The 13998-nt window shown below is 45.6% G+C and carries 11 protein-coding genes; 2 read left to right on the top strand and 9 right to left on the bottom strand.

Features of this window, described 5'->3' with window-relative positions; translation table 11 throughout:
- Nucleotides 1-246: 246 nt before the first annotated feature.
- Complete coding sequence (locus tag SFV55_RS16825; protein ID WP_320030693.1) at nt 247-3198, bottom strand: DNA polymerase III subunit alpha; 2952 nt, start codon at nt 3196-3198, stop codon at nt 247-249.
- A 201-nt stretch (nt 3199-3399) separates the two neighbouring features.
- Complete coding sequence (dinB, locus tag SFV55_RS16820; RefSeq protein ID WP_320030692.1) at nt 3400-4542, bottom strand: DNA polymerase IV; 1143 nt, start codon at nt 4540-4542, stop codon at nt 3400-3402.
- Between the two features lie 457 nt (nt 4543-4999).
- Here dinB and SFV55_RS16815 point away from each other — a divergent pair, with 457 nt between their 5' ends.
- A complete protein-coding gene (locus tag SFV55_RS16815) occupies nt 5000-6703 on the top strand; it encodes a sulfatase (protein WP_320030691.1) in 1704 nt (567 codons plus the stop codon).
- Between the two features lie 16 nt (nt 6704-6719).
- Here SFV55_RS16815 and SFV55_RS16810 read toward each other — a convergent pair whose 3' ends face one another.
- The 6 genes from SFV55_RS16810 to SFV55_RS16785 form a co-directional block, all read right to left on the bottom strand.
- Nucleotides 6720-7577: an SGNH/GDSL hydrolase family protein gene (locus SFV55_RS16810; RefSeq protein WP_320030690.1), complete on the bottom strand. Its 858-nt coding sequence runs from the start codon at nt 7575-7577 to the stop codon at nt 6720-6722.
- Nucleotides 7578-7633: 56 nt separating this feature from the next.
- The gene (locus SFV55_RS16805) at nt 7634-8755 is read right to left on the bottom strand and encodes a TlpA family protein disulfide reductase (RefSeq protein WP_320030689.1); all 1122 of its coding nucleotides are present in this window, start codon (nt 8753-8755) and stop codon (nt 7634-7636) included.
- Between the two features lie 593 nt (nt 8756-9348).
- Complete coding sequence (locus SFV55_RS16800) at nt 9349-9747, bottom strand: DUF5367 family protein (protein ID WP_320030688.1); 399 nt, start codon at nt 9745-9747, stop codon at nt 9349-9351.
- Nucleotides 9744-10595: an NAD(P)H-binding protein gene (locus SFV55_RS16795; protein ID WP_320030687.1), complete on the bottom strand. Its 852-nt coding sequence runs from the start codon at nt 10593-10595 to the stop codon at nt 9744-9746. Before SFV55_RS16795 ends, SFV55_RS16800 begins: the two co-directional genes overlap by 4 nt.
- An 80-nt stretch (nt 10596-10675) precedes the next feature.
- Nucleotides 10676-11554 (bottom strand): AraC family transcriptional regulator, encoded by an 879-nt coding sequence (locus SFV55_RS16790; protein ID WP_320030686.1) that lies wholly within the window; start codon nt 11552-11554, stop codon nt 10676-10678.
- A 162-nt stretch (nt 11555-11716) separates the two neighbouring features.
- On the bottom strand, nt 11717-12640 hold the full coding sequence (locus SFV55_RS16785; RefSeq protein ID WP_320030685.1) for an NADP-dependent oxidoreductase: 924 nt from the start codon (nt 12638-12640) through the stop codon (nt 11717-11719).
- 125 nt (nt 12641-12765) lie between these two features.
- Between SFV55_RS16785 and SFV55_RS16780 the strand changes: the two genes are divergently transcribed.
- The gene (locus SFV55_RS16780) at nt 12766-13101 is read left to right on the top strand and encodes a helix-turn-helix domain-containing protein (protein ID WP_320030684.1); all 336 of its coding nucleotides are present in this window, start codon (nt 12766-12768) and stop codon (nt 13099-13101) included.
- Nucleotides 13102-13115: 14 nt separating this feature from the next.
- On the opposite strand, the gene SFV55_RS16775 is transcribed toward SFV55_RS16780, so the two are convergent.
- A partial coding sequence (locus SFV55_RS16775; protein ID WP_320030683.1) for an Rpn family recombination-promoting nuclease/putative transposase occupies nt 13116-13998 on the bottom strand: 883 nt, incomplete at its 5' end.

The following is a 13998-nucleotide window of genomic DNA, read 5'->3' as shown; positions in this document are numbered from 1 at the left end:
GGAAAGTGGCTTTGACTGCGGTCATGCATAAACTGGCTCGACAGATTTTTGGTGTTGTAAAATCTGGGATGGACTTTGATCCCAAATTTACAATTCAAAAAAATTGTGTCTGAAAACTTGCTTTTGATCACAGTTCATCCGCGCTGCTATTACTGTCGCGTTGGTAGGAATAATGTATTCGTAAAGTCCCCGAACTCAGTTGGAACTGATCTGATATTAGAAGATAAAAATGAGAAATAATTCCCCTCACTCAAACCGCTCATCCCGCCGATAAGGCAATCTTTCCAAATACTGCAACGTAATACTGAACACCCCAAACTCCTCGCTAACCTTACCCTGTAGCAGGTAAATGCCCTGCCCTTTGAGCGGAAACTGCTTCATTTCTACAGGAAAAACCACGGTATTGAAGTACTCGCCCTGCTGGTCATACCAGGCGTCGAATCCCATTGGCAGCCCCTGTTTGGTTGTCGTGGTTTTGCGACAAATGAAATAGCCGAGGATGGAAATGAGGGTATTGACCTGGGTTTTGAGCTGATTCGCCAGGCTCAGCTGCTCCTTTTTGCCCTCTAAATAATCCCAATCCAACAAATCAAAAGGCGAGCACAGCGGGAATTTGAGCAACTCTATTTCATCAAATGCCTGATCAAATGCTCCCTCATGAAGTTCCGGCAGGTTAAAATCTTCGCTGGCACTTTCAAAAAAAGTAGCCGCCTGGACGAAGCTGTTTTTCGGGTTCAGCACCTTGTTTTTTTCCCACATCAGCTGGTATTTGTTCAGGCCTGTAAACCGAAAAGCATTGATCTTGATAAGCAATTCCAGTTGCAGGGCCGATATGGGAACCCGGTTGATAAAATCCTCCAGGCTTTTGTAAGACCCCTGGTATTTGCGTTGGTACACAATCTCTTCGGCCAGGTTTTTTTCCAAGCCTTGGATAAAAATCAGCCCGAGGTAGAGGTTTTTGCCTTCAATTTTGGCCAGCACCTCACTGTGGTTCACACAAGGGGCATGCAGGGTAGCACCCAGTTTTTTGGCCTCGTGCAGGTAAATTTCGGTACGGTAAAAGCCCCCAAAATTGTTGATCACGGCGGTGATGAACTCCAACGGGTAGTAGGCTTTGAGGTACAAATCCCGAAAAGACAATACCGTAAATGCCGCCGAATGTGCCTTACAAAAAGAATACCCCGCAAAACTCTCGATCTGGCGCCACACTTCCTGAGCCAGCTCCTCCGGGTGGCCCCGGTCTTTGCTGTTGTTGAAAAACTTGCCTTTCAGTTGTTCAAAGGTTTCGGAGTTGCGGCGTTTGCCACTCATGATTTTGCGCAGCACATCACTTTCGCCGAGCGACAATCCCGCAAAAGCATTGCAAATCTTCATCACATCTTCCTGAAACACCATCACGCCGTGGGTTTCTGCCAAATGTTCCTTAAAACAGGGGTGCAGGTACTCAAAGGCGTAGGGGTGCTTATGCCGCTGGATGTACTCACGCATCATGCCCGAGCTGGCTACCCCCGGGCGAATGATGCTGGAGGCAATCACCAGATCGGGGTAATTGTCGCATTGCAGTTTGGGCAACAACTCCCGCATGTTGGGCGATTCAGCGTAAAAAATGCCCACCGTATCGCCAGTGCGCAGCAGGGCCTTCGCTTTTTCATCGGCGTAGATTTTTTCCATGTCCTCCACATCCACCGCTTTGCCCTGGTTTTCGCGAATGTAAGTGACGGTATCGCGGATGTGCGAAAGCCCACATTGCCCCAGGATGTCAAACTTATTGAAGCCCCAGTCTTCCGCGATGTACATGTCAAAATGAACAATGGGAAAGCCAAAAGGCATCTGCCGAAGGGCTGAGTAGTGATACAGGGGCTGCTCGGCAATGATGACCCCCGAAGGATGTACGGAGAGTTCGTTGGGCATGTTTTCTAGGCGGTGGCCGTACTCCCAGATTTTGCGGGCCAGTTCGTGGTGTTCCTCCGGGCTTTGGGGATTGGCTACAATTTTTTCCATTTCACTTTTGGGCAAACCAAACACTTTACCCAACTCCCACACAATGGAGCGAAACTGGAAGGTATCATACGTGCAGATAAAGGCCGTGTGGTGCCGACCATACCGTTTGAAGATGTAATCCAGAATAAGTGGGCGCTGATCGGAAGGAAAATCGACATCAAAATCGGGTGGCGAACTGCGGTGCTCGTTGATGAATCGTTCAAAGTAGAGGTTCAGGCCAATGGGGTCCACGTCGGTGATGCCGATGCAGTAGGCCACAATGCTGTTGGCCCCACTCCCCCGCCCCACATGGAAAATGTTGCTGTAGGAGGCGTATTTGATCAGGTCCCATACAATGAGGAAGTAGGCGGTAAAGCCCATTTGGTAAATGAGTTTTAGCTCCTTTTCTACCCGGTTTTGGGCCTCACGGTTGCGTTTGTTGTAGCGCCGGCCAAAACCTTCCATGGCCAGTTTGCGCAGCAGCGCCTGGTCTTCTTCAACACTGCCCGTAAAACAGCGGCGATTGTGGCCCAGGTCTTTTTTAAATTCGATCTGGCAATCCCGCACAATTTGGGCCGTGTTTTGGACGATTTCGGGGTACAATTCATACGCATTGAGCAACCTTTTGATTTCAAAAAGCCGCTCGTAAGGCCCGGCAAAGTCCTCTTTTTGCAAACGGCTGATCAGCTCGTTTTTGCCGATGGCCCGCAGCACTTTGTGTAGTTCATACTCTTCGGCCTCGGCAAAAGTGACCGGGGAAAGGGCGACCAGTTTAGTTGGGTGTTTTTTCAATTCTGAACTAAACAGGCTTTTGACCTGCTCCGGCCGCACCCCGATAAATTCGTAGTTGCGGAAATGTTCAAGGGGTTTCACCAGTCCAGGGTACAGGATAAACACATGCTCCATTTTGGGCGGAACAGGTGGCAAGGGCTTTTGATCGATTTGAGAAAGCAGGTAGTTTAATTCGTACCAACCCTTGTTGTTTTTGGCCAGACCGATGTAGAGGAGCTGGTGTTTTTCATTCCTGAATTCGATGCCCAAAATGGGTTTGATGCCCTGTTTTTTGCAGGCTTCCATGAATTCAAAAGCACCAGATACATTGTTGATATCGGTCAGCGCCAGGGCTTTAACGCCTTTAGCCTTAGCCGCTTGTACCAGCGCATCAGGTGAAAGTGTGCCATAATTGAGACTAAAATGAGTGTGACAGTTGAGATACATCAGTTTCAGGTAAAACTACATGTGCTATTCCAAATTCAACCGCATCCGCGGTTTGTTACTGGCGCTGGTACAAGTCTCCAGACTTGTACCATTATCAACACGTCTCTGACGTGTATTTTCTCAGTGTTTTCGCGTTGCTCATGCGTCAGGAGACGCGAAAATGTTGGTACAAGTCTGGAGACTTGTACCAGCTAAGTAGTACTACAAAGTTGATGCCCACTTGATCGCATGTTGACCAAAACGGCGGCGCACCCGATCGAGGGCTTGTAACAATTCAATTTCCTGAGGGGTATCTTCGAGGAGGCTGATTTGCAGATTGCCGCGCACCAGCCCGGAAAAACGGACGCCAATCAGGCGCACCAATTGCCGTCGGGTGTAGAGGCGATCAAACAAATCCAGGGTACAATCCAGCAGGGTTTGGTCGCTGGAAGTATAGGTGATTTGTTTTTGTTTGTGATAGGTTTGAAAATCGGTGTAGCGGATTTTGACCGCCACACAAGAGGTCAGTTTGCTGGAGGCGCGCAGATTAAAAGCCAGGGTGCTGCACAAGTCGGTGAGTTTCGCTTTCAAAAACCGGACATCAATGGTATCGGTTTGGAAAGTACACTCTTTGGACAAGGATTTCTCCTCGTGGTAGGGAATCACCCGGGAGCTATCGATGCCGTTGGAATGTTCCCAGAGGGTAGTGCCGTATTTGCCAAACTCCCGCACCAGGAGCTTGGGGGGAATTTGGCTCAAGGTGCCAATCTTGCGGATGCCCATGTACACGAGCTTACGGGCATACACCTCCCCTACCCCGTGCATTTTGGCAATTTGCAGCGGCGACAAAAAAGGTTTTTCTTGTCCCTGATCAATCAACAACTCACCACAGGGTTTGGCGGCATTGCTGGCCATTTTGGACACAAATCGATTGACCGACACTCCGGCGGAGATGGGCAAACCCGACTCCCGCATGATGCGTTGCCGCAATTCCCCCGACCACTTGAATGCACCAAAATAACGATCCAGCCCGCTGAGGTCTACTTCGAAGTCATCGATGGAGTTTTTGGCAAACACCGGGGCATATTCGGAAATGATGTCGGTGATGAGCTGCGATTCCTGGGTGTAGGCGTCCAGATCGCCGCGCAGGTAGATCGCTTCCGGGCAAAGGCGCTGTGCCATTTTTATGGCCATTCCGGAGCATACGCCGTATTTGCGGGCTTCATAACTACAAGACGAGACCACCCCGCGGTCACTGCCTCCACCAATCACGATGGGCTTGTCTTTTAAGGCGCTATTGCGCTTGCGCTCAACGGATACAAAAAAGGTATCTGCGTCGAGGTGTAATACGGCTCGGTCAAACATGGGCAAACGATATTAGTTTTCAAAGCTTTATATCAGTGCCAGGAAAGATAAAACTATTTTTTGCGGGAATATGCAGCTTTGCTCTTTATTTGTTGAATTTATTTTATTTTAAAACAAAAAAGACTGAAAAGAGTGGGATATATGGATAGAGAAAAGACGTATGCTAAGCATTGCTGCGCTTTTTTAACCACGAGATGCACGATGATTATGCGCTTCGCGTTTTTTGAGGCTTCGCCTCTTTTTGCTAAAAGCGACAGGCTTCGCCTCTTTTCGCTCTACGCCGAAGGCGTTAAAGCGCGGAGCGCGTAATCGTCGTGTAGGTCTTGGTGAAACTAACCATGTGCTGCGGAGCTTCGAAAAATCCTTGGCATTACTTTTCACAGCTCGCTGCTAAAGGAGGGGTGAAATAAATAGAAACTTAGTGTATATTCCCCATAATTAAACACCTTTGGCGACTATGAAAATAACCCACCTCCTGTGTATGATGCTGGTTGCAAAATCGCTTTGCGCCCAAACCGCATCCAACACCCGCCCCAACATCATTTTCATCCTGACCGATGATCACCGTCACGATGCACTCGGCTATGCAGGCAACAAATATGCCCATACCCCCGAAATGGATAAACTAGCCAAGGCTGGGGCGTATTTTAAAAAAGCCATCGCCAGTACTCCGATTTGTGCAGCGAGCCGGGCCAGTATCTTGTGTGGCTTGCACGAACGCACCCACAAGTACACCTTTCAGGTAAACAGGGTCCGGCAGGAATACATGGCTACCGCTTACCCCAAAGCCATGAGAGAAGGGGGCTATTTTACCGGCTTCTTTGGAAAATTCGGGGTGAATTACGATCGACTGGGTGATCTGTTTGATCAGTATGAATCCTATGACCGCAACGAAAAGTACAAGGACAAACGGGGCTATTTTTACAAAACCCTGAACAAGGACACCGTACACTTAACCCGTTATACCGGGCAGAAAGCCATAGATTTTATAGCCCAGGCACCAAAGGATAAACCATTTTGCCTTTCCCTGAGTTTTTCGGCACCACATGCCCACGACGGCGCAGCTGAGCAGTATTTTTACGATCAACAAACGGCGGGCCTTTTAAAAAATGTAAAAATTGCTCTGCCACCGCTTGCCGACGACCGTTATTTTGAGGCGCAACCTGAGAAGGTTCGGGCGGGGTTCAGTCGCTTGCGCTGGACCTGGCGTTTTGACGAACCTGAGAAGTACCAACGCATGGTCAAGGGCTACTACCGCATGATTGCAGGGGTGGATCTCGAAATTGGTAAAATCCGCGCACAACTCAAAAAACAGGGCCTGGACAAAAACACGGTGATCATCCTCATGGGGGACAACGGTTACTTTTTGGGCGAGCGCCAATTGGCGGACAAATGGCTGATGTACGACCTCTCCGTCCGGGTGCCGCTGATTGTTTACGACCCGCGCATTCGCCAGCATCAGGACGTAGAAACCATGGCCTTGAACGTGGACATTGCAGCTACCATTGCCGAATTGGGACAGGTGCCCTTGCCCCAAGGCTGGCAAGGCAAAAGCCTTTGTTCATTGTTGAAAAAAACAGCCCCAAACTTCAATCGGGACACCATTTTGGTCGAACACTTGTGGGAGTTTGAGAACATCCCACCTAGTGAAGGGGTACGAACCAAAGACTGGAAGTATTTCCGCTACATCAATGACAAAGCCTGGGAGGAACTGTATGACCTTAAAAATGACCCCAACGAGGAGCACAACCTGGCAAAAAATCCCCAATACCAAGTCGTGCTGGCCCAATTGAGGCGAAGCCTTGAAAACTTCATTCAAAAATACCGAGATCCCTACTCGGGTATTCCCTACGGACTCAGTGCAGCATACACGGCCAGCCAGAACCCAAACCCGGAATACAGCTGGCTGCTGCCCAAAGAAGCGCTGGCGCAAAAAGCCTATCAAATTTTGGTGGCTACTTCACAAAAGCAAATTGAGCAAAACTCAGGGGATGTATGGGATAGTGGCCAAGTGCGCAAAAGCACCAATTCCAACATCCCCCACGAAGGAAAGCCGCTCCAGCCCGGGCAAACGTATTACTGGAAAGTCCGGATTTGGGATCAGGACAATCGGTTGAGCGAGTATTCGGGAGTGCAGGTGTTTGAGGGTGGTATGGATTGAGGCTGAAGCGCAAGCCTCATTTCAAAACCTTCACCAATTTCCGCGCAATCACCTCATACCCCTTATCCGAGGGGTGCAGACCATCGTAAGTCATATCAATTGCTTCAAGCGGATAAGGATATTCGTCCGTCGCGGGGTCAAAAGGGATGTCGATGAATGCGGGGTATTTGTAGTTTTTATAAACGCCCGTTTGGGGGTCTTTCAAACGTTTAAATTTCACCAGTTTTTCTAGTTTCAAACTCGGGGTATTGTACAAATCCACCACCTCAATCTGTTCAAATTTGCCGATGGTATTGATGACTTCGGCAAATTGAGCAAGCCGCTGCCCTTTTTTCTCCTTGTACGAGCCGTAGGCATTGTTTTTCATATTGGCAATGTAGACAAAATCGACCCTTTGCATGGGGGTGATCAAAACGATTTTTGCGTCCTTGTTCAAGTCGCGCAACTTGTTGATGATGATTCGAAACGAGCCATACACCGTCTCATTGCCACTATTGTTTTGATAATCGGAAAAATTGCCCAGGGGCCGGCCTTGCCACCAGTCATTGGTGCCCAAAAAAACGCTGTAGATATCGGCTTTGCTCAAGCCAAGGGTCTCTATTTTTTGAGCGATCCCCCCCGAAGTCCAGCCGTTGTAACCTTTGTTGACGTATTCAATGTGGGGCAATCGCTCCACCACCCGGGTCATGTAACCTTTGGTGATTCTATTGCCCGTTTCATTGGGGTGCTCGTTTAGGTAAGTGATGGAATCACCAATGGCTACCCAAATGGTTTTGGGTGGGGTGGTGCTGAGTGTGAGTATGGCTAGTAATAGAATGAGCTTCAGCTTCATGGCTAGCTTAAGAGGCATTTTTATCCAAGTCCATTTTTTCATTCAATGCACGTTTGAGGTAAATTTAAAACATTAGAAGCTAGATGCATGTATTGCCCTCATGGGGTGTTTATTATTTCATTTAAAGTAGTCAGTACAGAATTGTCGAAACCTTCAATTATTTTTCTGATTTTGCCATTTGAGTCAATCAGCACGAAAGTTGGACTTACTGGTAGCCTGAATTCATTAATCATGTTGCTTTCCTTTGCAAATGCATGTTGAAATATCTTTTTATTCTCAAGATACTTCCTTACCGCATTGTTTTCATTTTGGAAGCTGCTGTAGTAAAGGTTGACTTTATTCTTTAAACCCAATTTATCCTCTTTTAATTGATTCAATGCCATTTCACATGGCGAACACCCAATGAAAGAAAAAATAATTAGAGAATATTTTTTTTCATTACTAATTATTTGAATGCTATTGTTTTCAATATCATTGAATTCTTTCCTGCTTATTTCGTCACCTTCCTGGATTGCTTCTTTGCCAAAAGGCAGCGCTTCATCGTCTTCTAATAGTTGATAGGAAGTATTGTTAATCCTTTTTTCTATTGATTTAAAGCTTTTTTTTGATTGGAAACTAATGTTTTTGAAGAAATGGTTTTGGATTTGTAAGGTGTCATTGTCTCTAATTATTGTTTCTTTATGTAAAAAATTGCCAAAATCAAGTTTAGTAAAGGTGTATTCCAAGTGGTTGATTAGCAATTTGTTGGAATCTACGCTGGATCTTGAAACAAGCCTGCTTGAATAATACTGGTACAAAACATTATCAATTGATTTTAGCTCGCACTTTTTTTTAGATAAGGTATCAAGCATGCTTAATAAGTTTTTATCCCAATGTGGAAAACCAACCAAATCGTTTATCGTTTCAATTGATTTAGTTTTATTTATATGATTTAGCTCAATTAATTCATTCGAATCGTAGAACCACTCATGTTCTTTACCCAGAATTTGAAATCCCACTTTTTCGTTGCCTAGCTTGAAAATGGTGACATTAAATGTGTCATAAGTAATTGTGCTATTGAATTTGTTGTCAAATATTTTGATGTGTTGGTATTCTATAATTTTGGTTTTTGAATAAAATTCATTGAAACTGGTTAAATCACAATTTTGCCCCTGCAGGTTCTGACAGCTCAGGGTTAAGAAAATGGCTAAAATGTAGAAAATAGTTTTATGTTTTGTCATTTTTTTCAACTTAATGAGAACAACTGCACTACTGTATCCCCAAGTATCTTCCTTATTTCATCTTGAGTTGGGATATGGATAAAAATTTCCGCCAACTCATTTTTCGATTTTGTTATCAAGTCTCCGTATTCAAATAGTGCAGGGTTCTGCTTTCCTAAGCGCCACCTTTCCTCCTCTTCTTTCCAAAATTAAATAAATTGTTCCTCTTGCGCTCTATCATGGGTTGTAAAAATGAAAATTCCGGTCTTTTTAATCACTTTATTAATTTCAATTTCTTCATCGCCCAGTCGAAACGAACCAACTTTTTGGCCATTGTGGTCGATCTTTTAACAAAGACAAGGTGTTTCAGGGGGGGATTTTTTTTGTTGGGATGGGCGTTTCAGAGAGCGAAGCGTGACTGCCAACCCACTGCTTTAAGCGCCTGACAATCACGCAGCGTTCTTGGAAGCTTCTTTTATTCGATCCAATGAAGCTTTGCATTTTTTCCAATTTCCATTATGGGTTTAAAAACTACATGCGTTTTTCAAAAGCCGAAATTTCCGGAACACGTAGAATACCCGAATTTGACAAAAAATGCGATCATGCTGTCAATCCTACTGGCGGACAATTTTGAAGCGCCAATAGAGATAAACACTCAAGGCATTAACCGCCGCCAGCAAATACAACAACGAAAAACTGAAAAAACTCTGGTAACCCCTTCCGTTGGGGATTTCCATCAGCGGTACCGTTATCAGGGCATCGAGAGAAAAGGCCGTGACTACCATGACCAAACCCACCATCAACCCGTTATCCTTGTTGCCATTTTTGTAATAAAGAAATGCCCCGAACGTGGCAAAAGGCACGATGAGCAAGGCGACGATTAAAGCCTGTTTATCCAAAGAATCTTGGAGGATAGGAAGAAAAGATAGCACTGTAAATGAAGCAAATATGCATACCCAAACCAATGCGCCTACTACAATCGCTCTGATGTTGTTCAAAAAAAACTGTTTCATGATGCCTGGGTGGTTTGAGGTGATGGAGTCCAAATTCCAGTCGCTGCGGTTTCCCTGGCATATTCTGCAAAATCCTTTGCTTTCCGGCCCAGCACTTTTTCAATGTCGTTGGTGACACTGGCGTTTCTGCCATCCAGCACTTCGGTAAACAAGTAGTTGACCAGCCAGATATAATCCTCGGGCACTTGATAGACCCTCAACTGTGCAGCGTGTTCTTCCAAGGTAAGTGCCTGGAAATGTATCTCCCGGCCACACGCAGTCGAGATCTCCGCAACGGCCTCTGGGAAGGTCAGGAGCCGTGGGCCGGTCAGTTCATAGATTTGCCCGGTGTGCTGGTCGTCCAACAGCGCTGCTACAACAACATCGGCAATGTCGTCGGCATCCGTGAATGGTTCAAGGGCAGTGGCTCTTGGCAGGGCAACATGCCCAGCAAGGATGGAGGGCAAAAAAACGCTTTCGCTGAAATTTTGATTGAACCAACTGGCCCGGACAATGGTCCAGCTATCGGCGGTGGTCATGACGATTTGCTCACAGACCTGTGCCTCTTTTTCGCCCCTACCGGACAACAGCACCATTTTTTGGATGCCGTTGTTGTGGGCAAGTGCCGTGAATTTTTGAATGACTTCCGCCGCGCTCGGAATGGCCAAATCGGGCTGGAATGTGATGTAAACGGCGTTCATTCCCTCAATGGCAGCCTCCCAGGTTTCGGGGTTTTCCCAATCAAAGGGCGGTTCTCCGTTCCGTGAACCGATACGCACATTTTTATGCCCCAGTTTGGTCAGCCTTTCGGCCACCCGGCGCCCCGTTTTGCCCGTTCCCCCCAGGATTAGGATTTTCTTGTCTTCCATAAATCAATTCTTTTGTTGAAATGTGTTATTGATGGTGCAAAGATGCTGCCCCATTTATTGCCACATTTGTCCGAAAAGAACTATGATTTGTTTGAAAGGAACTGTTGCTTTATTTCATTGGGCCGGGCGCCAAATTTCTGCTGAAAAGCATTTGAAAAAGAACTTAAACTTTCATAGCCGACAAACCATGCGGCTTCTTGGACGCTGATATCGCTGTTGCTCAACAGCGCATAGGCTTTGTTCAGCCGTTCTTCTTGCAGGAACTTAAATACGGGTACACCAAAGATTTCCTTGAAGTTCTTTTTCAGTTTGTTGCTGTTCAACCCGATCAGTTTCGACAATTCGTTCAATGAAGGTGGCTTGGAAATGTTGTTTTCGATGATTTCCTTGGCCTGAAAAATTTTGTCTTTATCGGCATCCGTAAGACCGCAGCCTTTGTCCGTGGCGACAAAGGCAAAAAAGTGGGCCAAGAGTTCGTTTACCTGGCTTTTCAGGAACATCAGCCTCATCCCGCCTGTGTACTCAGTGGTCAGGATTTTTTGAACCGCGTTTTGCATGTCCGGGTTCATGTAAAAGCTGGGGCCTTCTACAAAATTTGCTTCAGGGCTTGTCAATTGGGGCAAATACTCCTTGAAAAGTTCACGTTCTGCTTCGGGCAAAGTGTACAAATGCTTCAATTTGGAGAAAATGCTAATGGATTGTAGTGGTTTATTGGGTTCTATTTTGTGGGAAAACTCAACTTTGCTGTTTCCGAAAAATGAAATTGCAATGCCCGTTGTATTTTTTACAGTTCTGGTTTTACTTTCATATTTTATTTCTAATTCTACATTTCCAGAACCATAGAAAGCAAAGCCAACAGCATCGCCATCAATTTCACACTTTTGGACAATCGTTTTTTCGGAATTTGATTGCTCAATTAGTACGATGAAGTTGTTGATTTCGATGATGTCGGTTGTCATTGTTTGTTGCTAGTTGTCGGTTTGCGTTAAAATTACTGAGCGGCTGAGCATCTACGCTTTTTGCAGTCGCTTTAAGCTTGCGCCTTGGATTTGCCGCAAATAGGCGTAGCTGCTTTGTCCAGGGCATTGTAGCTTTTTTATCCCCTCGCTCACTCCCACTTTTTACCCCATCTCTAGTACCACTTTCCCATTCATGCCGCCTGCCGAAACAAAATCCTGTGCTTGTGCGGCTTCCGCTAAGGGGAAGGTTTTGGCAATGATAGGCTTTATTTTGCCTTCAAGCACTAAACTTAAGCCATTTTCCAAACTTTTTGCGGAGAGATTAGAGGAAACAAACCGTGCTTCAATGTTGTATTTTTGAGCCAATTCTGGTGAGGGCATCCCCGCAATGCTCAATAATTTTCCGCCCGATTTTACCACTTCAAACAACTTACTTTGGGCTTCGCCACCAGCGCAATCGGCTACCAAATCCACATTGTTAACAAGTGTGGTAAGGTCTTGCGATTTGTAATCAATGACCTCATCGGCCCCAAGTTCTTTTACCAATTCCAAGCCTTTGCCCGAAGCAGTTGCAATGACGTAAATGCCATTGTTTTTTGCCAATTGCACCATAGTGGCACCAACCGCCCCCGCAGCACCTTGAATCAGCACTTTTTGCCCACTTTCTAATTTACCCTCCGAAAACAAGATGCTTTGTGCGGTGCCAAGATTGACCACTAATGACGCCGCTTCTGAAAATGATACATTATTGGGTTTAAAAGAAACAGATTCTTCTTTAGCTATGACATATTCGGCATAAGCTCCCATCGTGGTGGCTGCCATGACTTCATCACCGACTTTAAACCGGCTCACCGCTGCACCTACTGCCACCACGATACCTGCCGCATCCAACCCTGGTGTAAAAGGCAATTGAACAGGGCGCATCTTTTGCATAAAACCCATGCGGATTTTTATGTCCAAAGGATTGACGCTGGCCGCTTTGACTTGAATCAGCACCTCGTTGTCGTTGCTGATTTGCGCTTGAGCCACTTCGGCTAAGGCTAATACATCGGATTGACCGAATGATTGATATTGAATGGTTTGCATTGTTTTAATGGATTTATTGATTGATGTTGCAAAGGTAGTCCGAGCAGTCTATCTTTGCGACTAAGTAGTGAAAAACTACCGGTAGTTTTTAGGATACTTAGACAAGCTCTTAAGCAATATTTGGCATGGAAATCAACACTAAACAACAAGGAATCAAGGTTGTAGCTGATGTTTTAGACATTGTGGGTGGCAAATGGCGTGGGCAAATCCTGGCCCATTTGTGTGATGCCCCTAAGCGCTTTAACGAACTCAAAACCGTTTTGAATCGCATCACTTCCTCAACCCTGACCAAGGAATTGCGCTATTTGGAAGACATAAAAATGGTAGAGCGAAAAATAATTCAGGATACGCCTATCATTGTTGAATACAGGCTTACGGATCATGGTATGTCAATAAAGGATTTGATCTATCATATCGTTGAGTGGGGGCTTAAACATAGGAGTACGGTTTTTGGGAAGTAGTGGTTTGTGGTTATTTATTTATTCGGCTGGTCGGCGATGATTTGGGAAATCTGCTCTTCGGACGTTTTCAGGTATTTGGCAATCGTTTTCGCCGGAACTCCGTCTTTGTGCATTTCCAAAATCACTTCAACTCTTTCTTCTTCTTTTGCCTTTTTTATGATTTCTTTCGCTTCTATTTCTATCGTGTGATTCCGACTGGCAATGCTCATCAGGTGTCGCAAATACTTGTCATAGGCAACCCGCTCCTTCTCTGGGAGTTTCATGGCATCCAATTTCTCATTGGCTTCTTTCAAACCTTTGGCTGAAAAACTTGGTTTGATTTCTGCATTCTTCAAAAAATAAATCCACTCGTCTAACCTATCGTTGATCCGATTTCTGAATTGACCAGTTTTGATTACCCAATATTCTGGATAAATCTCATGGACGCTATTTTTTTGATAGACTTCAATCTGCTTGTCTGAAAGCCCAAGAATATCGCCCTTATGGATACCTTTAAAAACGGTAGTGCCATGATAAACGTAATCCTTCCCTTGCCCTAAATCAAAGTAGGCAATGGTGATGGAGATGACCTTTTTTACTTGAGCGTAGGCGGAGCCTTCCTTGATGTGTTCGGTGATGGCTTTAGATGCCCCGAAAAGCATCCGATGGAAGTAATCGTATTCCTGGGTATTTTGGACTTCGATGATGACCAATTCTCCTTTTTCGTTTTCTACGAGGATGTCCACTCGGTTGAACTTGTCATCATCCGTTTCCTTATTGCTTTCGCTATCGAGAATTTGTTTGATTCGTACTTCATCACTGAGCAATTCAGAAAGGAAGCCTTCCAGAATGGCGAAGTTGGCTTTGTGACGAAGCATTTTCTTCATCGCCCAGTCGAAACGAACCAATTTTTTGGCC

This window comes from Haliscomenobacter sp., from assembly GCF_033763495.1.
Classification (GTDB): domain Bacteria; phylum Bacteroidota; class Bacteroidia; order Chitinophagales; family Saprospiraceae; genus Haliscomenobacter.
The sequence above is the reverse complement of the archived record's forward strand: the minus strand, read 5'-3'. Positions and strand labels throughout refer to the sequence as shown.